This window comes from Cellulomonas gilvus ATCC 13127 (assembly GCF_000218545.1).
Taxonomy (GTDB): Bacteria; Actinomycetota; Actinomycetes; order Actinomycetales; family Cellulomonadaceae; genus Cellulomonas; species Cellulomonas gilvus.
In genome coordinates this window covers 1407534-1429631 of sequence record NC_015671.1, presented here as the reverse complement: position 1 = coordinate 1429631, position 22098 = coordinate 1407534, and the positions used below count along the sequence as shown (strand labels likewise).

Here is a 22098-nt window from a genome sequence, read left to right as displayed (position 1 = left end):
TGGTGTCACGCCTCGAGTGGGGGCGGTTCGCCTGGGTGGGGTGCGTCACCGAGGGTCGGGCCGCTCCGCCTGCAGTACGGCCACGGCGTCCGCAGGGATTGCCCAGGTGGTGCCGACGCGCGCGGCCGCGAGCTTGCCCGCCTCGATGCGCTGCAGCACGGCCTGGCGGCTGACGCCGAGCTGCTCTGCGGCCTCCGTGACGGACAGCAGGTCGGGCATCGGCTTGGTGGCGGGCCGTCGGTCGAGGGCTTCGGTCGTGAGGACCTCGAGCCCGGTGACGGCGACCGCGCCGGCGGCGTGCGCGACGAGCGCGAGGGTGGTCGTGACGGCCTGTCGGACGTCGGTGGCGGGCAGGGTCAGGTCGATGCTGGTGCGCCCGTCCCAGGACCTCGAGACTGCCGGCCCGTAGCCGTCGAGTTCGGCGATCACCTGGTCGACCCAGGGGTCGTCGTGCCCGCGGGGCGCGGGGCGGTCGAGGTCGACGCGCGCGTTGTAGCTCGTGCTCATGGTGCTGTTCCCTCCCGGTGGATGATGGAGTCCCGGGGCCGGGAGGTACTTGCTCTACCTCCCGGCCCCGGCCGGTCACCGCCTAGGCGGCCACCGGAACCCGCGGCGCTTGAGCGGTGCCAGCGCGTTCAGGTGCGCACGGTGGTCGCTCGGCGTACCGGCGAACGTCGTGATCCACACGCCGTCCGCGGTGTACACCTCGGGGTGCCCCTTGCGGTTGATCACCACCACGTACCCAGCGGCGGTGATCGCCTTGAGGAGCCTCCGCAGGTCCTTGTCCATCTTCTCCACCTCCTCTCTCGTTGACAAGTAGATTCTATCCTCGAACTTGCTAACCGACAAGCACGGTGGTGAGGTTTACCCATCTGCCGACTCGTACACTTGTTCGCATGGGGAGCGCGGCAGACGGGCCGTGGGCGGGCGCGGACCGGTGGCAGGCACTCCTGAACGAGCGGGAGATCCCGCCCAGCTCACGCCAGCGCAGGCTCACCGCGCCCATTCCCGTGCGCGCGCGCCTGGTGTGGGAACGGGACGGCGAGGAGATCATCGAGACGATGGCCACGCACTGGGCGGGCCGGGCCGTACTCGTCAGGACGTCCGACCGGCGTCGTCGGTTCCACGGAGTCTGGCTGGACTCGACCGACGTCCAGCGACTCTCGCACAAGGTCGAGTCATAGTGCGACGGGGCACAAGGCCACCGGCTGCGGTCGAACTCTGCTGCCCGGATGCTGCCCGTGCGCGGCACTCCCGAGCGCGGGCAGCATGTCTGTGCAGGTCACAGGTGGTGGGGCAGGTGGGGCTTGAACCCACGACCGACGGATTATGAGTCCGCTGCTCTGACCGGCTGAGCTACTGCCCCGGATGCTCCGCAAGGCTAGCGACCTCGCAGGCCGCGCGGTGCAGACGGGCGTCGGCGCGCACGGCCGCGACCGGTACCGTGGGCCGGTGGCTGCCTTCTCCCCCGCACGCGCGCTGACCGGCAACGACCGACGCCGGCTGGACCTGCGGCGCGGGGACCGCGTGCTCGTGGCGACGACGCTCGCGGACGGGCGCCGTGCGGTCGCCACGCGCCTGGCGCTGCACGTGCTGTCCGACGCGTCGACGGCCCGGACGCCGTGGGCCGACGTCGACCGCGGGTCGCTCGACGCGACCACGCGCACGCTCACGGTCCGGTGGGTGTGGGGCGCCAGCGACGCGTTCGTGTTCACGAGCGACCGCGGCTCCGTGGCCTTCACGCAGACGTTCCGGGAGCGCGTCCAGTCCTCCGTGGTGCACGCCGCATCCGTGCCGCTCCCCGCGGGCGGGCAGGCGCGCGTCGCGCTGCGTCGCGACGAGGACGGTGAGCTGTTCACGCAGGTGGTCGCGGACGACGGGGTCGACCTGGCCGATCCCGCGGTGACCGCGGCGGTCGACCGTGCCGAGTCCGCGGTCCGGTCCGCCGCCGGCCTGCCAGGCTGACGACGGCCGACGGCGGCTGCCGGCGGTCGGAACCACCCCCGTTCGGCTGCTAGAGTTCTGCAGCGCGATCCCCCGTAGCTCAATTGGCAGAGCATTCGACTGTTAATCGAAGGGTTACTGGTTCGAGTCCAGTCGGGGGAGCCACACGAGGCCCTGACCACACGTGGTCAGGGCCTTCGTCGTTCCCGCACCGGGCCCCGTCGGGCGCACGCACGCCGGGGACCTCCGGCCACGAAGCCGGGACCGGCTCCACGTAGGCTTGCGGGGGCCGATCAGGCCGTACCTCCACCGGGACGGAGCAGGACCGCATGACCGCCGAGCCGCATCCCGTGCGGTCGTCGGCGGCACCCCCGGGCGGTCGCGCGACGGTCGTCTACGCCGCCGCCGTCGCCGCGTACTTCGTCGCCGTGCTGCACCGCACCGCGCTCGGGGTCGCCGGGGTCGAGGCGCTCGACCGGTTCCGGATCGGCGCCACCACGCTCGCGCTGTTCTCGGTGGTCCAGCTCGCGGTGTACGCGGCGATGCAGCTGCCCGCGGGCCGGCTGCTGGACAGGTTCGGGGCGCGCACGGTGATCGGCGCCGGGTCGGCCGTCATGGCGGGCGGGCAGCTGGTGCTCGCGGTCGCGGACACGGTCCCGGTGGCCCTGCTGGCCCGCGTCCTCATCGGTGCGGGTGACGCCGGCATCTTCATCTCGGCGATCCGGCTCGTCGCGCAGTGGTTCCCCGCCCGGCGCGTGCCGGTGCTCGTCCAGGTCACGGGCCTGATCGGGCAGTCCGGCCAGCTCGCGTCCGCGATCCCGCTCGCGTGGCTGCTGCACCACCACGGCTGGTCGCCCTCGTTCGGCGTGCTCGCCGCGGTCGGTGTGCTGGCGACGGGCATCGCGTTCGCCGGCATCCGCGAACCCGCGGCCGAGCCGGTGGCGACGGCGGGCCCGGATGCGCCCACGTCCTTCGTGCGCGCCGTGCGGCTGGCGACCGAGTCGCCCGGCACGCGGCTGGGCTGGTGGAGCCACTTCGCGACCCCGTTCAGCGCGAACGTGATCTCGCTCCTGTGGGGTGTGCCGTTCTTCGTCACGGCGCAGGGCCGGTCGACGGCCGAGGCGGGCGCCCTGCTCACGGTGCTCACCGTGACCGCGATGGTCTCCGGACCGCTCGTGGGACGGTTCACCGGGCGCCACCCCCTGCGGCGCTCGTGGGTGGTGCTCGCGTCGTGCGCCGCGACATTCGTCGCCTGGGCGGCCCTGCTCGTCCCCGACACGCCCCGGCCCCTCGGCCAGCTGGTCGTGTTCGCGGCCGTGGTGGGTGCGGGTGGTCCCGTCTCGCTGGTGGGGATGGACTACGCGCGGACGTTCACCCCGGCGGACCGCCTCGGCACGGCCTCCGGCTTCGTCAACACCGGGGGGTTCGTCTCGACGATCGTCGGCGTGCTCGCCGTCGGGGTCACGCTGCAGGTGGTCTCCCCACCGGGCGCGACCACCTACACGCTCGACGCCTACCGCTGGGCGTTCGCGGTCCTCGTCGTGCCGTGGGCGCTGGGCGTGGGCGGCGTGCTGCACCAGCGCCGCCGCACACGCGCGGCGATGGCGCGCGACGGCGTCGTGGTGCCGTCCGTCCGTGCCGCGCTGCGCCGCGGGCGCCCCGCGCGCTGACGCGTCAGAGCCGACCGTACCGTGCGCGCACGAAGCAGTACACGCCGAACGCCATGAGCCCGACCGCGACGAGCGCGAGCAGCACCGTGCCCGCAGGCCCCTCCTTGAGGGTGTGCATCGCACCGTCCAGCCCGGTCGCCTCGGACGCGTCCGACTGCTGCGCCGCGACGACGAACAGCCCGCCGACGATCGCGAGCGCGACGCCCTTGGCGATGTAGCCGACCTTGCCCGCCAGACGCGTCCCGCGTCCGGCCGAACCGCGGGGCAGACCCGTCAGGTCCTCGAGGAACTTCTCCCGCCAGCCCTTGACGACGTGGTAGATGCCGATGACGACGACGGCGATGCCCAGCGCGGCGACCAGCACCTGGCCGAACGGCGCCTTCATGAGGTCCGCGGTGAAGTCCTGCGTCTGCCCCTTGCTCGACGAGCCGCCCCCGCGGGCCCACGCGAACGTCAGGACGGCGAGCGCCAGGTACATCACGGCGCGCCCCACGGCCTTGGCACGGTCGCCCGACGAGCCGGCGCGTCCCGCTCCCCCGACGTGCGCGGCCTTCGCGGCCTGCCACGCGCCGAGCGCGAGGAACGCGACGAACGCGAACCACAGGATCGCCGCCCCGAACGACTCGTCGGCGACCGAGGCGAGCGCGCCCGACTGGTCCGCCGAACGGGACGAGTCGCCGAACGCGAGCTGGAACGCGAGGACGCCGATCAGCACGTGCAGCAGGCCGCTCACGAGGTAGCCCGCGCGGGCCGCCTTCTCCCACGCGTCGTGGGTGCTTCCGGCCATGTGGGCGACGCTGGACATACCTCTCCCGGGGGGTGCGGAGGACGGGGCTGCGGCTCGCTCGGGGCGGGCCCCGGCGGGGGTGGACACATGCTGGCAGCGGTCGGCGCGGGCCGCGACCGGAAGCCCGCACCGCCGGCCGGCCGACGCCCGACCGCGGGTCCCCGCACGCCCCTGACCTGCCGGTTCGACGCCCGCCGGGACCGGGCTTGTCGAACCGCCCCGCGAGCCTCACACTTGCGCTGCTCCCCCATGGTTCCGGCCACCGACGGCCGGGGAACAGGACCGCCGGCCGTGCTGCGCACCGTCTCTTGCCACCTCTCGCTCGACGTGCGCAGCCCGCTCGAGATGTTCCTGTCCGTCGCGGTCGCCGACGGCGCCTACGACCGCACCGAGCAGCTCGTCGTCCGGCACGAGGACGGCCCGCTGGACGTGCTCGAGATCAAGTCCGCGCACGGCGCCCGGATCCACCGCGTGCTCGCACCCGCGGGCCAGGTGGTGGTGGACTACCAGGCCGCGGTGACCGGGCTCGCGGACGTGGCCCCGGTGGAGGACCTGGACCTGGTGGAGTACCGCCGGCCCAGCCGCTACGCCGAGTCGGACCGGCTCCTGGCGTTCGCGCGCGACCAGTTCCGCGGCCTGAGCGCGACCGATCTGACGCAGGCGGTGGTCGCGTGGGTCAGCGCGCACGTCACGTACCTGTCCGGTGCGAGCCTGCCGACCGACGGCGCCACCGACACGCTGCTCAAGCGGCGCGGCGTGTGCCGCGACTTCGCGCACCTGGTGGTCGCGCTGCTGCGCGCGTGCGACCTGCCCGCACGCCTGGTCTCGGTGTACGCACCGCGGCTCCGGCCCATGGACTTCCATGCCGTCGCCGAGGCCTACGTCGACGGCGCGTGGTGCCTGCTGGACGCCACCCGGCTCGCGCCGCGCGACGGCATGCTGCGCATCGCGACCGGCCGTGACGCCACCGACACCGCGTTCCTGTCCTCCTACGGGGGGAACCTGACGCTGCGGTCGATGACCGTCACGGCCACGTGCGACGCAGACCTCGCCCCGGACGACGGCCTCGCACCCCGCGTGCTGCGCTGAGCGTCAGCCGCACGCGAGGCCCGCGACGAGGGCGTCGAGGTTGGTCTCCATCGCCTCGAGGTAGTCGGGGTCGCCCTCGCCGTGGGACTCGACGGGGTCGATGACGCCCGTGGTCACGCCCGCACGCTCGGCGAGCCACTGCGTCACGCCGGGTCCGGCGGCGCGCTCGAAGAACAGCGTCCGCACACCGTGCGCGTCGACGACCGCGGTCACCTCACGCAGCCGGGCCGGGCTCGGCTCGACCTCGGGGTCCACCCCGACGATGCCCACCTGGTGCAGGCCGTACCGCTCCGCGAGGTAGCCGAACGCCTGGTGCGACGTCACCAGCGTGGCACCCGCGCACGGGGCCAGCCCGGCCGCGTACCGCGCGTCCAGGTCGGCCAGGTCGGCCACGAGCGCGGCACCGTCGGCCCGGTAGGCCGCCGCGTCGGCGGGGTCGAGCGCGGCCAGCCGCTCGACGACGGCGTCGGCCACGTCGGCCAGCCGGAGCGGGTCCAGCCAGAAGTGCGGGTCCTCGTCGCGCAGCGCGGCCGCCGTGGTGACGTCCAGCAGGCGCTCGGCCGGGACGTCCACGAGCCCCGCGTCCGCGGCGGGCTGGAAGCCGCCGGGCAGGTGCACGACGAGTGCGGCGTCGGCGATCGCGGCCGTGTCACGCACGGTCAGCTCCAACCCGTGCGGGTCGGCCGAGGGCGGGGTCAGGTTGGTCACGTCGACGCGGCCCGCGCCCACGCGGTCGACGACGTACTGCAGCGGGTAGGACGAGACGACGACGGGCACGCGGCCCGGGTCGTCGGCGGATGCGGGTGCGCACGCGCCGAGCGCGAGCACACCGGCCAGGGCCGCCAGCGCGGCCACGGTCGTCGGGGGGCGGTTCATGGTGGCTCCCGGAGGTTCGCGGTGGGGCGGGAGCCCCGGGGTGCCGTGGTGCACCCCGGGGCCGCGGCGTCTCAGGCGCCGGCACCCTCGTCGCCGGCGTGCTCGTCGTGCGCGTGCTCGTCGTCGGCGTGCTCGTCGTCGGCGTGCTCGTCGTGCGCGTGCTCGTCGTCGTGCGCGTGCTCGTCCTGCTCGTGCTCGTGCGCGTGCGCCGCCTCCCCCGTGGCGACCGCGAGCTCGTTGGGCACCACGTCGAGCGTGACCGAGCGCCACACCTCACCGGTCAGCACGTCGACCGCGTGCACCATGGAGCGCGCGGGATCCGTGACGTAGGCCGTGCCGCCGAGCACCTTGACCGCGGGCCGCGGCTGCTGCCAGTCGGTCGGCTCCTCCCACGGCTCGACCACCGGGACGGAGCGGACCAGCTCACCCGTCTGCGGGTCGATCACGTGCAGCGCGCCGTCGGTGCCGAGCACCAGCGCCTCACCGTCCTCGCCGCGGGCCAGCGAGCGGAACGTGTAGCTCGCGGGCAGGTCGACCAGCCGCAGCGACGCGTCGCGGGTGTCCACCAGCGACACCCGGGTGGGCCGCTCGAGCTCGGCGTCCGGGTCGGACTTGTAGTCGCCCAGCACGATCGGCGAGGCCTCGGTGCCCGCCTGGTTGCCGATGCGCCCGTACGCGTCGGGGGCCTCGACCTTGGTCAGCGTGCCGTCGCGCAGCACGAGCACGCCGTCCTCGCACCCGACGACCACGGCCTCGTCGGCCGCGACGGCCTCGCCGTGCACCCCCGGGCACGCATCGGACGCGGCGGTCTCGGACCCGTCGGCGTCGAGCACGCGCACGCCGGTCCGCGCATCGGCGGTGCCCTCGGAGACCACGAGCGTGCCGTCGGTGAGCTCGACCGCGACACCGTGGTGCGGGGTGGGTGTGGTGTGCTCACGCTCCGCGCGGTCCGGGTCGCCGGTGGCGTCGGAGTCGTGCACCACGACGTGACCCGTCGCGTCGTCGAACAACGCGGTGCGACCCTCGTGCACGACGACGTGGCCGGGCTCCTGGGCCGGGACCAGCTGGTCCGTGAGCACGGGTGCCGCGGTGTAGTAGTGCGCGTGGTCGCCGTGCGGCTGGGCCCAGGTCCCGGCGTCCAGGACGCGGAAGCCGCCCGTGGTGGAGACGTAGACGTGCCGGCCGTCGCCGGCGGGGTTGACGCGGGTGAACCCGTCGAGCTGCGCGCTGCCGACGGTCTCGAGCGTGGTCGCGTCGAGCACCACGAGCCCGCCGTCGTACGTGAGCACCAGGCGCGGGGCGGCGGCCTCACGCTCGGTCGGCGCGGTGCTCGCCGCGGTCGGGGCCGTCGAGGCGGCGCCGGGTGCGGCGGGCTGGTCGGTGCCGCCACACGCGGCGAGCAGGGCGAGGGGCAGCGCGAGCACGAGCGCGCGGGGTGCGCGGCGGCGGTGCTGGGGTGCGGTGTGCGTGGTCATCGGGTGAGCGGGGCCACCGGGGCGGCCCCTCCTTCCTGGTCGGTGGGCGTGCGGGCATGACGCCGTCCCGGCCCAGGGGCCGTCGGCGTCGAGCGTGCTCGAGCACCGGAACGCTAGCAGATAACGCGACCCGTTCTCATTAACCGCCACACGCGACCCTCCCCCAGCGGAGAGGGGGGTCAGGCGGATTCGCGGAGGGTGCGGCGGCGGCCCTCGAGCGCGACGAGCTCGGCCCACGTCGCGCGGTACCCCTCGTCCTGCTCGGACATCCGCTGCAGGCGCCCCCGCAGCTCGGCGATCTGCCGCGTGAAGCCGACCTCGACCAGACGCAGCACGATGCCCCGCACGTACCCCGCGACCGCCTCGGGCCGGTCCTCGGGGATCGGCGCGACCGCGAGCTCGGTCACCAGCGGGCGCACGGCGTCCGCGGCCTCGTCGAGCACCGCACCCACCCAGGCGGTCGACGCACCGTCGGCACCCACCGACGCGCGGCCCGCAGCGATGCCACCCGCGGCACGGATGGCCTCGTGCACCGCCCGGTGCATGGGCGCGGCGAACGCGTCACCGCCCAGCTCGTCGAACTCGTCGGGCACCAGGGCGGGGGCCTGCAGCACCACCTCGAGCGCGGTCCGCTCGACCGCGAGCACCGGGTCGGCGGGCCCCGGCCGCTGCGGCTGCGCACGGTCGCCGGGACGTCCGGCCGCGGCGCCCGGACCGCCGCGACGGCCCGCGTCGGCCACCGCGCGCGCCACCGGACCCACGTCGTCCATGCCGAGCCAGCCGGCCAGCAGACGCGTGTACTCGGGCCGCAGCGCGGTGTCCCGGATGCCCGCGACCACGGGCGCGACCGCGCGCAGCGCCGCGACGCGGCCCTCGGCGGTCGCCAGGTCGTAGCTGCGCAGGCTCGTCTGCAGCACGAAAGCGAACAGCGGCTGGCGGCCCGCGACGAGCGCGCGCACCGCGTCGGGCCCGCGGTTCTGCCGCAGCTCGCACGGGTCCATGCCGCTGCGCTCGACCGCGACGAACGTCTGCGCGGCGAACGTCTGGTCCTCGCCGAACGCGCGCAGCGCGGCCTTCTGCCCGGCCTCGTCGCCGTCGAACGTGAAGATGACCTCGCCACCGACCGACGTGCCCGTGGCGAGCTGGATGCCGCTGCTCGCACCCGAGTCGCCCACCAGGCGCCGCACGATGCGCGCGTGGTCGGAGCCGAACGCGGTGCCGCACGTGGCGACCGCGGTGCCGACGCCGGACAGGTGCATGGCCATGACGTCGGTGTACCCCTCGACGACCACCACCTGCCGCGCGCGCTGCATCTCCCGCTTGGCGAGGTCGAGCCCGTACAGCACGTGCGACTTGCGGTACAGCGGGGTCTCGGGGGTGTTGAGGTACTTGGGGCCGCTGTCCTCGTCGAACAGGCGGCGCGCACCGAAACCGATGGTGTCGCCGGTCACCTCCCGGATGGGCCAGACCAGCCGCCCCCGGAACCGGTCGTACACGCCTCGCTGGCCCTGGCTCACGAGGCCGGACGCGACGAGCTCGGGCTCGGTGAAGCCCCGGCCGCGCAGGTGCCGCAGCAGGTGGTCCCACCCGGTGGGCGCGAAGCCGACGCCGAACTGCTCGGCGGCCGACCGGTCGAACCCGCGCTCCGCCAGGAACGCGCGGCCCGCGGCGGCGCCGGGAGTGGTGAGCTGCTCGCGGTAGTACTCCTCGGCCACGCGGTGCGCGTCGAGCAGACGCCGACGCCGACCCGGCTCCTCGGCGGGCCGGCCCGGGCCGCCGCCCTCCTCGTAGCGCAGCTGCAGGCCCACGCGGCCGGCCAGGTACTCGACCGCCTCGGTGAAGCCCAGGCCGTCCACCTTGATGACGAAGTCGATGACGTCGCCGCCCTCGCCACACCCGAAGCAGTGGTAGCGGCCGACCTGCGGCCGGACGTGGAAGGACGGCGACCGCTCGTCGTGGAACGGGCACAGGCCCTTCATCGAGCCGACGCCCGCGGTCTTGAGCTGGACGTGCGCACCGACGATCTCCTCGATGCGTGCGCGTTCGCGGACCGCCTCCACGTCCTCCCGCCGGATGCGTCCCGCCACGCCGTGAGTCTAGGTCGTCGCACCCGGTCGTCGGGTCGGGCACGGGGACGCGGCCGACCGCTGGCACGGACCGGGGGGCCGACGACGTGCGCCGACCCCCCGACCCCACCGTGCGATCAGCCGATGCCCGCCTTGACGGCCGAGATCAGCTCGCCGTTGGCGGTGTCGCCGGACAGCTCCCAGAAGAAGGCGCCGCCGAGACCCTTGCCCTTGGCCCACGCCATCTTGGACGCGATGGTCGCGGGGGTGTCATAGCTCCACCACTCGCTGCCGCACCTCGCGTACGCCGTGCCGCCCACGGTGCCCGTGGCCGGGCAGCGGTTCTTGAGGACCTTGTAGTCCTCGATGCCCGCCTCGTACGTGCCCGGCGCCGCACCCGTGGCGGCGCCACCCGGTGCGGACTGCGTGACGCCCGTCCACCCGCGGCCGTAGAAGCCGATCCCGAGCAGGATCTTGTTGGCCGGGATCCCCTTGGCGATCAGCTTGTTCACCGCCGCCTCCGAGTTGAAGCCCGCCTGCGGGATGCCCGCGTAGGACGTGAGCGGCGAGTGCGGTGCCGTGGGTCCCGTCGGGTTGAACGCGCCGAAGTAGTCGTACGTCATGGGCATCAGCCAGTTGAGCTTGGTCGCCGCGCTCGCGTAGTCCGTCGCGTCGATCTTGCCCCCCGCGCTCCCGTCGGCGGTGATCGCGGCGGTGATGAGCGCACTCTGGCCGAACTTGTTGCGCAGCGCCGTGATGACGCGGTCGAACGCCTGCGGACCGGACGAGTCGCAGCTCAGGCCGCACGCGTTGGGGTACTCCCAGTCGATGTCGATGCCGTCGAACAGGCCGGCCCACCGCGGGTCGTTGAGCAGCGCGTAGCAGGAGCTGGCGAAGCCCGCCGGGTCGGCCGCGGCCGCGGTGAAGCCGCCGGACCATGTCCAGCCGCCGAACGACCAGATCACCTTGAGGTTCGGGTTGGCGGCCTTGAGCTTGCGCAGCTGGTTGAAGTTGCCGCGCAGCGGCTGGTCCCACGTGTCGGCCACGCCGTCGACGCTCTGGTCGGCTGTGTACGCCTTGTCGTACGCCGCATAGGAGTCGCCGATCGAGCAGCGGCCCCCGGTGGTGTTCCCGAACGCGTACAGGATGTGCGTGAGCTTGGCCGCGCTGCCCGACGTCCTGATGTTGTTCACGTGGTAGTTGCGCCCGTACACGCCCCACTCGGCGAAGTAGCCGACGACCTTGCGCCCGGACGGGTCCACCGGACCGGTGGGCGTGGGGGTCGGCGTGGGGCTCGTCGTGGGCGTCGGGCTCGTCGTCGGGCCCGTGGGCGTGCTGGTCGGCTGGGTGCCGCCGGTGCACGCCGCGCCGTTGATCGTGCAGCCCGTCGGCTGCGCGAACGGGCCGCTGCCCACGTACCCCCAGGTCTGGGTGGCGCCCGGGGCGAAGGGGCCGGCCCAGCTCTTCGAGGTCACCTTGTAGTGGTTGCCGGTGCGGGTCACGTCCGCATCCCACGAGCTGGTGATCGCGGTGCCGGACGGCAGGTCGAACTCCAGGGTCCACGACGACGCCGTCGCGGTGGAGCCGTTGACGACCTTCACCGACGCCTGGTGACCGGTCCCCCAGTCGCCGGCCGACGTGAAGGTGGCCGTGAACGAGCCCGCGGCGGTCGCCGGGAGCGCGGCGACCAGACCGGCCGCGACGAGGGCCGCCGCGGCGGCGAGTGCGGCGACGGCGGTGCGCCGTCGTCGCTGGGGCGGGGTGGTGCGTGCGGGTCCGGCCACGTCGCCGGCTCCTGGTCCGTGCTGCTGCATGCCTTGCCTCCCTGAGCGATGGGAAGTGCGGTATTTAGTAAGGGATATTCACAAATCCCTCACACACAGACGGTAACGAGCGCAGGTGAAACGGGTCAACGATTCGGGAGAAACGGGACGAGATCCCGTAGCAGGCGCAGGCGTGCGTCAGTGGCGCGGCGGCCGGACCAGCCGGGCGTGCGCGGCTGCGGCCGAGACGTCGGTCAGCGACGCGACCTGGTCGATCACCACGCGCAGGCGCGCGGCGTCGTCGCCCGCGCCCGCCCAGTCGGCCGCGAACGGAGGCTCGAGCGCGAGAGGCGCCCGGTCGGACATGATCGCGACCAGGTCCGTGAGCATCTCGCGCTGCCGCTGGTACAGCGGCTCGAGCTCACGCGGCGCCATCACGTACGCGACCGCGAGGCCCTTGAGCACCAGGATCTCGGCCTGCGTGCCCACGGGCACCACCAGGTCGGCCGCGTACCGCGTGAGGGGGCCGTCGCCGTACTGCGCGCGCGTCGCCTTCTGCGCCGCCTTGGCGAACCGGCCGATGAGCTGGCTCGTGGCGTCCTTGAGCATGGCCAGCGCACCGCGCGACCCGTCGAACCCCGTGGCCCACAGCCGGGCGCGCAGGAGCCGGTCCATCGCGTCCAGCAGCCCCGCCTCGTCGATCGCGTCGCCGTACCAGGTCTGCACGGCCTCGACCACGCGCGCACGCTCGTCGGGCTGCGTGAGGACCGCGAGGTCCAGGCGTCCGCCCACCACGGCGTCCTCGACGTCGTGCACCGAGTAGGAGATGTCGTCGGCCAGGTCCATGACCTGCGCCTCGAGGCACTTGCGCCCCTCGGGGGCGTCCTTGCGCAGCCACGTGAACACCGGCAGGTCGTCCTCGTACACGCCGAACTTGTGCGTCGGGCGGCCGCTCGCGGGGCTGACCGGCCCGCTCAGGTAGCGCCACGGGTACTTGACCGACGCGTCCAGCGACGCGCGCGTGAGGTTGAGCCCCACGGACGCGCCGTCGGGCCCGACGACCTTCGGCTCGAGCCGGGTCAGGAGGCGCAGCGTCTGCGCGTTGCCCTCGAACCCCCCGATGCCGCGCGCGAGCGCCGCGAGTGCGCGCTCGCCGTTGTGCCCGAACGGCGGGTGCCCCAGGTCGTGCGCCAGGCACGCCGTGTCGACGACGTCGGGGTCGCAGCCGAGCGCCTTGGCGATCTCGCGGCCCACCTGCGCGACCTCGAGCGTGTGCGTGAGGCGCGTCCGCACGAAGTCGTCCGACGACGGTCCGAGCACCTGCGTCTTGGCGCCCAGCCGGCGCAGCGCGGACGAGTGCACGATGCGCGCGCGGTCGCGCTCGAACGGCGTGCGCCCCTTGGACTTGGCCGACTCCGCGACCCACCGCTCGCGGTCGACGTCGACGTAGCCGTCGACGTCGAGGTGCTCGAGCATGGTCACGGCCCCAGCCTAGGGGCGTGACCGGTCACGTCAGACGCCACACCCGCGCGCACGGGCCGTCGGTCGCGGGCACGACGAGCCCGTCGGGGCCCGTCGTGAGAGCCGCGCCGCCGTGCAGCACCTCCCCCGCGACCCCGAGCGCGCGCGGCAGCCGCGTGCCCGGCCAGGCGTCGCGCGCGAGCACGACGAGCACGCGCTCGTCGGCCGTCTCGCGCAGGTAGCCCACGGCGTCGGGCTCGACGAACGCCCAGCGCAGACCGCCCTCGCGCAGCGCACGGGACGAGCGGCGCAGCGCGATGAGCCGCCGGTACGTCGCGAACGTCGCACCGTCCCAGCGCGGTCCCCCGCCCGCCGCGACCTGCGCCCACGGCATCGTGGCGCGCGCGTGCTCGCCGTTCGTCCCGGTGAGCCCGCCCTCGTCGCCCGCGAACACGACCGGGGTGCCGGGGTACGTGAGCAGCAGCGCCGCCGCGACCTCGACCGCCTCCCGCGAGCCGACGACGGTGCGGATCCGCGCCGTGTCGTGCGAGCCGAGCATGTTCCACTGGTGCCGCGTGACCGACCACGGCACGGTCGCGTCGAAGTCCCGCATGGTCGCGACCATCGAGCGCGCGTCGCGGCGCGGCAGCGGCACGGGCATGCCGAGGAACGGCAGCTCCGTCCCCGGTTCGGCGAGCCACGTCCACACCGGCCGCGTGAACGCCGAGTAGTTCATGTTGACGTGCCAGCCACCGGCCAGCAGGTCCGCCGCGGCGTCGTGGAAGTGCTCCGAGACCAAGGCGGCCTGCGGGTTGATCCGCGCCATGGTCGCCCGGATCGCCCGGGCGACCGCGTGCGCGTGGTCGTCGGCGCGGTAGCGGCCCGTCATGTTGGCGACGTCGATGCGCCACCCGTCCAGCGAGAACGGCGGGCGCAGCCACTGTGCGGTGACGGACGCGTCGCCCTCGACCATGCGCGCCGCGAGCTCGGGCGCGTTGTAGTTGAGCTTGGGCAGCGACGCGTGCTCGAGCCAGCCGACGTACCCCGGGTCCTGCTCGGTCCAGTAGTAGAACTGCGCCTCGGGGCTGGTGCGATCGGCACGCGCACGCGCGAACCACTCGTGCCCCGCACCCGTGTGGTTGGTGGTCAGGTCACCCATGATCCGCATGCCGCGCGCGTGCACCGCGGCCGAGAGCGACGCGAGCGCGGCGTCGCCGCCGAGCAGCGGGTCGACTCGGGCGAACGACGTCGCGTCGTACCGGTGGTTGGAGCGGGCCGGGAAGACGGGCGTCAGGTACAGCGTGTCGACGCCGAGGCGCTGCAGGTGGTCGAGGTGGGCCTCGACGCCGCCCAGGTCACCGCCGAACAGCTGCTGGGCGACGCCACGGCCGGCCGCGATCGGCTCGTCGTCCCACGCGGCGGGCAGCGCCCAGTCGGGCAGCGGTCCCCGCGGCGGCCCGTCGTGACCGGTCGAGCGCGCGAACCGGTCCGGGAACACCTGGTACACCACGGCGTCGTCGAGCCAGCGCGGCGCGGGCGCGTGCACCGACAGCCGGAAGTCGGCCGCGTCGGGGACGTCACGTGCGTGCAGGCCGCGCCCGTCGAGCCAGCGGTAGCCGTCGGGCTCGTCGAGCAGGAACCGGTACTGCGTCACCGGGTTGTGCACGGGCACGTCCGCGACGTACCAGCGGTCGTGCTCGTCGGACCGGTCGAGGCGGGCGGGCACGAACCGGGGCTCGCCGTCGCGCACCACCCGCACGTGCACCGCGCGCTCAGCCCGCGACGCGGGGACGCGCACCCGGACGGGTACGACGTCCCCGAGCCGCGGCGTGCCGCGCTCGACGTACAGCTCCGACCCGTCGTGGTGCGGCCGGTCCAGCAGGTGCCCGCCGTGGTGCCCAGCGGTCATCCCTTGACCGACCCCGCCGTCAGGCCGCCGACCACGTACTTCTGCAGGAACAGGAACAGCAGCACGATCGGCACCGCCGCGACCACCGCACCGGCCGCGAACAGGCCCCAGGGCGCGGTGCGCTCGTCGGCGGCCATCGAGTACAGGCCCACCGCGACCGTCCAGTTGTCCTGGTGCTGCAGCACCACCTTGGCGATCAGGAAGTCGCCGAACGACGAGATGAAGGACAGCAGCCCGACGACCGCGAGGATCGGCGTGACGAGCCGCAGCACGATCGTCCAGAAGATCTGGGCGTGCGACGCGCCGTCGATCTTGGCGGCCTCGTCGAGCTCACGCGGGACCGTGTTGAAGAACCCGTACATGAGGAACGTGTTCACGCCCAGCGCGCCGCCCAGGTACACGCAGATCAGACCGATCAGCGAGTCCAGGCCCAGCACCGGGAACACGTCCTTGAGCGTGAGCAGCAGCAGGAAGATCGCCACGAACGCGAGCGTCTGCGGGAACATCTGCGCCAGCAGCAGGCCCGTCAGGCCCTTCTCACGGCCCTGGAACCGGAACCGCGAGAACGCGTACGCGGCCGCGGCGCCCATGAGCACGGTCCCGACCGCGGTGAACGTGCAGACCACGAGCGAGTTGCGCAGCCAGCCCCAGAAACCGCGGTCCGCGAGCGCCGCGAAGTTGTCGCCCGAGACCGTGCGGAACAGGTCGTTGGAGCCGACGAGCGTGCCGCCCGGGTTGAGCGCCGCCGACAGGACGTACAGCAGCGGCAGCACGCAGATCGCGATCATCACGAGCGCGACGAGGTAGCGCCACGACACCTCGCGCCACCACCGCCCGCCCGTGGTGCCCTGCCGCCGTGCGCGCGTGGTCGCGGCCTTGGCCGGCCGGGTCCCGGTGTTCAGGGTGCTCATCACAGCTCCTCGAGGCGACGAGTGCGACGGAAACCCCACCAGGAGATCGCGCCGACGATGACGAAGATGAGGATCGACAGGGCGCTCGCGAACCCGTACTGCTTGAGCCCGCTCTCGAACGCGACCGAGTAGGTCATCGAGATGAGGATGTCGGTGTGCCCGACGACGACGGGTGTCCCGACGAAGTTCGGCCCGCCGCCCGTGAGCATGTAGATCAGCGCGAAGTTGTTGAAGTTGAACGCGAACGACGCGACCAGCAGCGGCGCCACCGAGACCATGAGCAGCGGCAGCACGATCGAGCGGTGCACGCGCCACGCGCTCGCGCCGTCCATGCGCGCCGACTCGTAGACCTCGCCCGGGATGGACTGCAGCGCGCCCGTGCACACCAGGAACATGTACGGGAAGCCCAGCCACAGGTTCACCAGGATGACCGAGAGCTTGGCGAGCCACGGGTCGGTGAGCCAGCCGATGTCCGCACCGCCGAGGATCCGCTCGTTGACGAAGCCGAAGCTGTCGTTGAGCATGCCCTTCCACACGAGCGCGGACAGGAACGCCGGGAACGCGTACGGCAGGATCAGCAGCGCGCGCAGCACCTTGCGCCCGCGCACGCGCGGGTCGTTGAACACGATCGCGAGGAACAGACCCAGGACGAACGTGGTGAGCACCGAGAGCAGCGCGAACGCGAACGTCCAGACGAACACCTCGACGAACGGGCCGCGCAGGCGGTCGTCCGTGAACGCGCGCGTGAAGTTGTCGAACCCGACCGCGACCTTCCAGCCCGGGGTCAGGGCCGTGCCGTCCTCCGCACGGAAGTTGCCGGTCGCGTCGGGCGTGTAGACGACGCCCGTGACCGTGTTGGTCATGGTGTCGGCGGCCTCGTCGTAGACCAGGACCGACTCGTAGACGTACCCGGTCGAGGCGTCCTGCGTGCGGATGGAGCCGTCGGCCACGTCGTCGGACACGGGCACGCGCAGGTCGACGATCTCGGCCTGACGCTGCGCGATCGTCGCGAAGTCGAGCACCTCCCAGCCGGGGACCTCGGTGACCTTGCCGCCGTCGACCGTGGCGTCCTGGACGGCAGCGAGCGGCTGGTCGGCCGTGCCGACCTGGGCGACGCCGTCCTGCGCGATCGCGAAGCCCAGGTCACCGTCCTGCGTGACGATGGTCAGCGGGTACGCGGCCGAGCCCTCCACGCGCTGCTCGTTCTGCGCGAGGATCGCGGCCACCGCGTCGGACTTGGTGGAGTTGTGGCCGTCGCCGTAGTTGGTGAACGCGACGTAGCCCGTGTACGCCGCGGTGAAGATGACGTAGACGAGCAGGAAGACCAGGCCAGGCAGCAGGTACTTCGCCGCGAGCGCGCGCTTGGAGAAGTACGCCCAATTCACCGCGACGAGCGCGACGACGAGCGAGACCACGATGGCCCACTGCTGGACCGCGACCGCGCTCAGGATGCCGTACACGGTGACGGCGTCGATCACCGCGACGAGTCCGAGCTTGAGCAGGAAGCCCTTGCTGATGTTCCGGGCGGGTGAGCCGTCCGCGCCGCCGCGGCGGCCGGGGGGTGAGTTCGGGGGTGGTGAGACGGGCGGTGCGAGCTCGTCCGCAGCCCTCGTCTGCTGCGACATCGTGATTCCTTCGCTGGGCGCATCGGTGCGCCCGGTTCGTGACGTCCGGGAACGGGTGCGGCCGCCCGCACCACCGGGAGGGGGGTGCGGGCGGCCGGGGAGGTCACGCCTTGTCGACCGCGTCCTGCATGTTGGTCACCATCGTCTTCCAGGCGCCCGCCGCGTCCTTGGCCTGGCCGTCGATGATCTGCACCTCGGTGGTGCCCCAGAACTGCCACATGGCACCCATCTCCGGGATGGACGGCATCGGGGCGCCGCCCGCACCGGCCTCGTTGAAGCCGGCCAGCACCGGGTCGTCGACCTTGTCGGCCGCCGCGGTCAGGGCCGGGAGCCGGCCGCCCGCCTGGTACAGCTCGGTCTGCACGGCCTCGGAGGTGAGGAAGTTGACCACGAACTCGTTGGCGAGGACCGGGTTCTCCGACTTGGCGGAGATGAACGCGCCCTGCACGCCGACGAACGGCCTGGCCTCGGCGCCGCCCGCGCTCGGGATCGGCAGCACGGAGATGTCCATGCCCGCATCCGTGAACGTGGTGGTGTTCCACGGACCCGTGAGCATGTACGCGGCGTCACCGGCCTGGAAGGCCTCGAGCGCCTTCTGCCCGTCGATCGCGGGGTCGATGACCTTGTCCTTGCCGAGCTTGGCCAGGTAGTCGGCGAACTTGTCGCCGTTGGCGCCGCCCAGGCCCAGCTCGGTGGTGTACGAGCCCGTGTCGTCCTGCACGAAGATCGGGGCGTCGAACGAGGTCTGCAGCGGGTACAGGTGGTAGGCGTCGCCCTGGTCGCCCTGCTGGATCAGCACGGGGTACTTGGCGCCGGACTCCTTGCCCTCCGCGATCAGCTCGTCGAACGTGGTCGCCTTGGTGTCCGCGACCAGCTTGTTGTTGCGGACCAGCGCGATGTTCTCGATCGCGTACGGCGCGCCGTACACCTGTCCCTCGTACGTGAACGCCTGGATCGCGGACGGTGCGAAGCCGCCGGCCTTGTCGCCCAGCTGGATCGGGGCGGCCACACCGTTGGTGACGAACTCACCCGTCCAGTCGTGCGCGCCGATGATGACGTCCGGGCCCTGGCCCGTGGGCACCTGCGAGACGAAGTCGGTGCGGATGTCGCCCGACACCTTCTGCACCAGGTCGACCTTGACGCCGGTCTGGTCCTGGAACTCCTTGACGATCGGCTTCATGATGTCGATGCGGGTCTCGTCCACCCACATCGTCAGGGTCCCGGTGAGGGCGGGAGCCGTGGTCTCCGCCGTCGTGGGCTCGTTGGTGGACTCCGACTCCGGGGTGCTGCTGCCGCCGCAGGCGGTGAGCGCCATCGCGAGGCCGACTGCGGCCGCGAGGGCCGGGATGCTCCGTCGCATCGTGGTTCTCCTGGGTCTTCCGAGGCGTAGCCCGTCGTCGGCATCTCCTGCCGACTCTGGCCTGATGCCATGACGCTAACGTCGTTGCACACGTGCCTGCAAGTCGTTACGGTAACTTTCAGGCAACGGTTTCAGGCGGTCGTCCAGGAATCGGTGCAACCGCCGTACCGACCCCTGAATGGCCGAGGACGAGGAGGTCCTGTGTCCCCTACGCTGCCCCCCGTGCGTACCCGCTTGACGGATCTCGCGGAGCAGGCCGGTGTCAGCACCGCGACCGTGTCCCGCGTGCTGAACGGCAAGCACGGCGTGTCGGCCCAGGCCCGGCAGTCCGTGCTCGCCGCCCTCGACGTGCTCGGCTACGAGCGCCCCGAGAAGCTGCGCACGCGCTCCGCCGGACTCGTGGGCCTCGTCGTGCCCGAGCTGGCCAACCCCGTCTTCCCGGCGTTCGCGCAGGTCATCGAGTCGATGCTGACCGAGCGCGGCTACACGCCGCTGCTGTGCACGCAGTCCCCCGGTGGCACCACCGAGGACCAGTACGTCGAGATGCTCCTGGAGCACGGCGTCGCCGGGATCATCTTCGTCTCGGGCCTGCACGCCGACTCGTCCGCGAGCAAGGACCGCTACCACCGGCTCCGCAGCCGGGGCATGCCGGTCGTGCTGGTCAACGGCTTCGCCGAGGGCGTGGACGCACCGTTCGTCTCGACCGACGACGAGGCCGCGCTCGAGCTCGCGTTCCGGCACCTGGTCTCGCTCGGGCACCGCAGGATCGGCCTCGCGATCGGCCCCGAGCGGTTCGTGCCGGCCCGGCGCAAGCGTGAGGCGTTCGCCACGCAGCTCGAACGGCACCTGGGCGTGACCGACGCCGAGGAGCACGTCGTGTCCACGCTCTTCACGGTCGAGGGCGGCCAGGCGGCCGCCCTCGAGCTCATCGCGTCGGACCACACCGCGATCGTGTGCGGCTCGGACATGATGGCGCTCGGCGCGATCCGCGCGGCCCGCTCACGCGGGCTCCAGGTCCCGGACGACCTGTCGGTGGTCGGCTTCGACGACTCGCCGCTCATCGCGTTCACCGACCCGCCGCTGACGACCGTCCGCCAGCCGGTGCTGGCCATGGGCCACGCGGCGGTCTCGGCGCTCGTCGCCGAGATCAACGACGTGCCGGCCTCGCGCATCGAGCTCAAGTTCCACCCCGAGCTCATCGTGCGCGGCTCGACCGGCGCCGCGCCGGTGCCCGCCCTGGCGAACGCCGCGGCCCACCCGCTGTCCTGACCCCCCGCGTCCCCGCGCTCGTGCGCGGGACGGGCGCCGCCGCGCGCCACCGCTCCCCCAGCGCCGCCACGCGCGGCCACCCGGAAAGAGGCATGCCCTGTGACGACCCTCGACGCCCCCCGCACCCTCGTGCACGAGCCCGGATCGCCCACCGGCGAGTGGTGGCGCGACGCCGTGATCTACCAGGTGTACCCGCGGTCGTTCGCGGACGGCTCGGGTGACGGGATCGGCGACCTGCCCGGCATCACCGCGCGCCTGGACCACCTCGCGGCGCTCGGTGTCGACGCCGTCTGGCTCTCACCGTTCTACCGCTCGCCGCAGGCCGACGCGGGCTACGACGTGGCGGACTACCGCGACGTCGACCCGCTGTTCGGCACGCTCGAGGACTTCGACGCGCTGCTGACGCGCGCGCACGGTCTGGGACTGCGCGTGATCGTCGACCTGGTGCCCAACCACACGTCCGACGAGCACGCGTGGTTCGTCGAGGCGCGCGCGGCGGGCCCGGGCTCGGCGGCCCGCGAGCGCTACCTGTTCCGGGAGGGGCGCGGCGAGCACGGCGAGCTGCCCCCGAACAACTGGCAGTCGATCTTCGGCGGTCCCGCATGGACGCGCCTGCCCGACGGTGAGTGGTACCTGCACCTGTTCGACACGCGCCAGCCGGACCTCAACTGGGAGCACCCCGAGGTCCGGGCCGAGTTCGAGGACGTGCTGCGGTTCTGGCTGGACCGGGGCGTGGACGGGTTCCGCATCGACGTCGCGCACGGCATGGTCAAGGCGCCCGGGCTGCCGGACTGGGCCGGGCACGTGTCGATGATCGAGGGCTCGGAGCTCGCGCACGAGACCGCCGAGCACGAGCTGCACGAGCACGCAGGCGACCGCGTCGAGGAGGTCACGGGCGCGGGCAACCAGGGCCCGATGTTCGACCAGGACGGCGTGCACGAGATCTACCGGGCGTGGCACCGCGTGCTGGCCGCGTATGACGGCGACCGCGCACTCGTCGCCGAGGCGTGGGTCGAGCCGCTGTCCCGCCTGGCCCGCTACGTGCGTCCCGACGAGATGCAGCAGGCGTTCAACTTCGCGTTCCTGGCCACGCTGTGGCACGCGCCGTCCCTGCGCGACGTCATCACCGCGTCCTACCGGGCGTCGGACTCCGTGGGCGCGCCGACCACGTGGGTGCTGTCCAACCACGACGTGGTGCGGCACGCCTCGCGCCTGGGCCTGCCCGTGCCGGGCTCGCGGCCCAACGGCATCGGCCCGGACGACGAGCAGCCCGACGAGGAGCTGGGCCTGCGCCGCGCGCGCGCCGCGACTCTGCTCATGCTCGGCCTGCCCGGCTCGGCCTACCTGTACCAGGGCGAGGAGCTGGGTCTGCCGGACCACACCGCACTGCCCGACGACGTGCGCCAGGACCCGGCGTTCTTCCGGACCGGCGGGGCCGAGCGCGGCCGCGACGGCTGCCGTGTCCCGCTGCCGTGGGCCGCGGACGAGCCCGGGTTCGGCTTCTCCCCCACGGGCGCGACGTGGTTGCCGCAGCCGGCGGCCTGGCGCTCCTACGCCGCCGACGCGCAGCGCGGCGTCCCCGGCTCGACGTACGAGACCTACCGCGAGGCGCTCGCGGTGCGCCGCGCCGAGGCGCTCGGCTCGGGCGGCCTCGCCTGGCTCGAGAGCGCCGACGACGTGCTCGACCTGGTCAACCGGGACGTGCGCGTGGTCGCCAACCTGGGGGCCGAGCCGGTCACGCTGCCGGTCGGCTCCACGCTGCTGCTCGCGTCGGGGCCCGTCACGCACGCGTCCGACGGCGCGCTCGTCGTCCCGGGCGACACGACCGTGTGGGTGCGCGCCTGACGCCCACCCACGCACGCCGCGTCGGGTCCCGGTGACGCCTCCACCGGG

The 22098-nt window shown here is 73.2% G+C and carries 18 protein-coding genes and 2 tRNA genes; 7 read left to right on the top strand and 13 right to left on the bottom strand.

The genetic code is table 11. From position 1 onward, the window contains the following. Positions 1-45: 45 nt before the first annotated feature. Positions 46-507 carry an excisionase family DNA-binding protein gene (locus CELGI_RS17465; RefSeq protein ID WP_013883320.1) on the bottom strand — a complete coding sequence of 154 codons (462 nt, stop codon included), beginning with the start codon at positions 505-507 and terminating at the stop codon, positions 46-48. Between the two features lie 75 nt (positions 508-582). Continuing rightward, positions 583-798 carry a hypothetical protein gene (locus CELGI_RS06510; RefSeq protein ID WP_041574125.1) on the bottom strand — a complete coding sequence of 72 codons (216 nt, stop codon included), beginning with the start codon at positions 796-798 and terminating at the stop codon, positions 583-585. A 98-nt stretch (positions 799-896) separates the two neighbouring features. Between CELGI_RS06510 and CELGI_RS06505 the strand changes: the two genes are divergently transcribed. Then, positions 897-1184, top strand: coding sequence for a hypothetical protein (locus CELGI_RS06505; protein ID WP_013883318.1), 288 nt, complete (start codon positions 897-899; stop codon positions 1182-1184). Between the two features lie 105 nt (positions 1185-1289). On the opposite strand, the gene CELGI_RS06500 is transcribed toward CELGI_RS06505, so the two are convergent. Beyond that, positions 1290-1366, bottom strand: a tRNA-Ile gene (locus CELGI_RS06500). 86 nt (positions 1367-1452) lie between these two features. Here CELGI_RS06500 and CELGI_RS06495 point away from each other — a divergent pair. The 3 genes from CELGI_RS06495 (at position 1453) to CELGI_RS06485 (ending at position 3614) form a co-directional block, all read left to right on the top strand. Then, on the top strand, positions 1453-1965 hold the full coding sequence (locus tag CELGI_RS06495) for a hypothetical protein (RefSeq protein ID WP_041574500.1): 513 nt from the start codon (positions 1453-1455) through the stop codon (positions 1963-1965). A gap of 68 nt (positions 1966-2033) precedes the next feature. Then, positions 2034-2109: transfer RNA gene (locus CELGI_RS06490), tRNA-Asn, on the top strand. A gap of 164 nt (positions 2110-2273) precedes the next feature. Next, complete coding sequence (locus tag CELGI_RS06485; protein WP_013883316.1) at positions 2274-3614, top strand: MFS transporter; 1341 nt, start codon at positions 2274-2276, stop codon at positions 3612-3614. Between the two features lie 4 nt (positions 3615-3618). Here CELGI_RS06485 and CELGI_RS06480 read toward each other — a convergent pair whose 3' ends face one another. Continuing rightward, positions 3619-4401 carry a DUF1206 domain-containing protein gene (locus CELGI_RS06480; protein ID WP_150104676.1) on the bottom strand — a complete coding sequence of 261 codons (783 nt, stop codon included), beginning with the start codon at positions 4399-4401 and terminating at the stop codon, positions 3619-3621. Between the two features lie 291 nt (positions 4402-4692). On the opposite strand from CELGI_RS06480, the gene CELGI_RS06475 reads away from it, so the two are divergent. After that, the gene (locus CELGI_RS06475; RefSeq protein ID WP_013883314.1) at positions 4693-5490 is read left to right on the top strand and encodes a transglutaminase-like domain-containing protein; all 798 of its coding nucleotides are present in this window, start codon (positions 4693-4695) and stop codon (positions 5488-5490) included. 3 nt (positions 5491-5493) lie between these two features. Here CELGI_RS06475 and CELGI_RS06470 read toward each other — a convergent pair whose 3' ends face one another. The 9 genes from CELGI_RS06470 to CELGI_RS06430 all read right to left on the bottom strand — a co-directional run bounded on the left by CELGI_RS06470 (position 5494) and on the right by CELGI_RS06430 (position 18936). Continuing rightward, entirely contained in the window at positions 5494-6366 is an 873-nt protein-coding gene (locus CELGI_RS06470; RefSeq protein WP_013883313.1) for a metal ABC transporter substrate-binding protein, read from the bottom strand. Between the two features lie 71 nt (positions 6367-6437). Beyond that, positions 6438-7841, bottom strand: coding sequence for a zinc metallochaperone AztD (gene aztD / locus CELGI_RS06465; RefSeq protein WP_013883312.1), 1404 nt, complete (start codon positions 7839-7841; stop codon positions 6438-6440). A 179-nt stretch (positions 7842-8020) separates the two neighbouring features. After that, a complete protein-coding gene (gene dnaG, locus CELGI_RS06460) occupies positions 8021-9928 on the bottom strand; it encodes a DNA primase (protein WP_013883311.1) in 1908 nt (635 codons plus the stop codon). A gap of 116 nt (positions 9929-10044) precedes the next feature. Beyond that, entirely contained in the window at positions 10045-11721 is a 1677-nt protein-coding gene (locus tag CELGI_RS06455; protein WP_013883310.1) for a glycosyl hydrolase family 18 protein, read from the bottom strand. 147 nt (positions 11722-11868) lie between these two features. Next, positions 11869-13146, bottom strand: coding sequence for a deoxyguanosinetriphosphate triphosphohydrolase (locus CELGI_RS06450; protein WP_013883309.1), 1278 nt, complete (start codon positions 13144-13146; stop codon positions 11869-11871). Positions 13147-13177: 31 nt separating this feature from the next. Beyond that, positions 13178-15040, bottom strand: coding sequence for a glycoside hydrolase family 13 protein (locus tag CELGI_RS06445; RefSeq protein WP_013883308.1), 1863 nt, complete (start codon positions 15038-15040; stop codon positions 13178-13180). Continuing rightward, positions 15037-15951: a sugar ABC transporter permease gene (locus tag CELGI_RS06440; RefSeq protein WP_013883307.1), complete on the bottom strand. Its 915-nt coding sequence runs from the start codon at positions 15949-15951 to the stop codon at positions 15037-15039. Before CELGI_RS06440 ends, CELGI_RS06445 begins: the two co-directional genes overlap by 4 nt. Then, on the bottom strand, positions 15951-17576 hold the full coding sequence (locus CELGI_RS06435) for an ABC transporter permease subunit (RefSeq protein WP_013883306.1): 1626 nt from the start codon (positions 17574-17576) through the stop codon (positions 15951-15953). The genes CELGI_RS06440 and CELGI_RS06435 overlap by 1 nt, the downstream gene beginning before the upstream one ends. Positions 17577-17679: 103 nt before the next feature. After that, positions 17680-18936: a sugar ABC transporter substrate-binding protein gene (locus CELGI_RS06430; RefSeq protein ID WP_013883305.1), complete on the bottom strand. Its 1257-nt coding sequence runs from the start codon at positions 18934-18936 to the stop codon at positions 17680-17682. 222 nt (positions 18937-19158) lie between these two features. Between CELGI_RS06430 and CELGI_RS06425 the strand changes: the two genes are divergently transcribed. Both CELGI_RS06425 and CELGI_RS06420 read left to right on the top strand, forming a co-directional pair. Beyond that, positions 19159-20205, top strand: coding sequence for a LacI family DNA-binding transcriptional regulator (locus CELGI_RS06425; protein WP_245528184.1), 1047 nt, complete (start codon positions 19159-19161; stop codon positions 20203-20205). Between the two features lie 99 nt (positions 20206-20304). Further along, a complete protein-coding gene (locus CELGI_RS06420) occupies positions 20305-22050 on the top strand; it encodes a glycoside hydrolase family 13 protein (protein WP_013883303.1) in 1746 nt (581 codons plus the stop codon). Positions 22051-22098 lie beyond the last annotated feature (48 nt).

What these genes read in the sequence shown, in the direction of transcription:
- CELGI_RS06470 (WP_013883313.1), bottom strand. Translation starts at nt 6,366, where the DNA reads ATGAACCGCCCCCCGACGACCGTGGCCGCGCTGGCGGCCCTGGCCGGT.
- CELGI_RS06480 (WP_150104676.1), bottom strand. Translation starts at nt 4,401, where the DNA reads ATGGCCGGAAGCACCCACGACGCGTGGGAGAAGGCGGCCCGCGCGGGC.
- CELGI_RS17465 (WP_013883320.1), bottom strand. Translation starts at nt 507, where the DNA reads ATGAGCACGAGCTACAACGCGCGCGTCGACCTCGACCGCCCCGCGCCC.
- CELGI_RS06505 (WP_013883318.1), top strand. Translation starts at nt 897, where the DNA reads ATGGGGAGCGCGGCAGACGGGCCGTGGGCGGGCGCGGACCGGTGGCAG.
- CELGI_RS06430 (WP_013883305.1), bottom strand. Translation starts at nt 18,936, where the DNA reads ATGCGACGGAGCATCCCGGCCCTCGCGGCCGCAGTCGGCCTCGCGATG.
- CELGI_RS06450 (WP_013883309.1), bottom strand. Translation starts at nt 13,146, where the DNA reads ATGCTCGAGCACCTCGACGTCGACGGCTACGTCGACGTCGACCGCGAG.
- CELGI_RS06455 (WP_013883310.1), bottom strand. Translation starts at nt 11,721, where the DNA reads ATGCAGCAGCACGGACCAGGAGCCGGCGACGTGGCCGGACCCGCACGC.
- CELGI_RS06485 (WP_013883316.1), top strand. Translation starts at nt 2,274, where the DNA reads ATGACCGCCGAGCCGCATCCCGTGCGGTCGTCGGCGGCACCCCCGGGC.
- CELGI_RS06440 (WP_013883307.1), bottom strand. Translation starts at nt 15,951, where the DNA reads ATGAGCACCCTGAACACCGGGACCCGGCCGGCCAAGGCCGCGACCACG.
- CELGI_RS06435 (WP_013883306.1), bottom strand. Translation starts at nt 17,576, where the DNA reads ATGTCGCAGCAGACGAGGGCTGCGGACGAGCTCGCACCGCCCGTCTCA.
- aztD (WP_013883312.1), bottom strand. Translation starts at nt 7,841, where the DNA reads ATGACCACGCACACCGCACCCCAGCACCGCCGCCGCGCACCCCGCGCG.
- CELGI_RS06445 (WP_013883308.1), bottom strand. Translation starts at nt 15,040, where the DNA reads ATGACCGCTGGGCACCACGGCGGGCACCTGCTGGACCGGCCGCACCAC.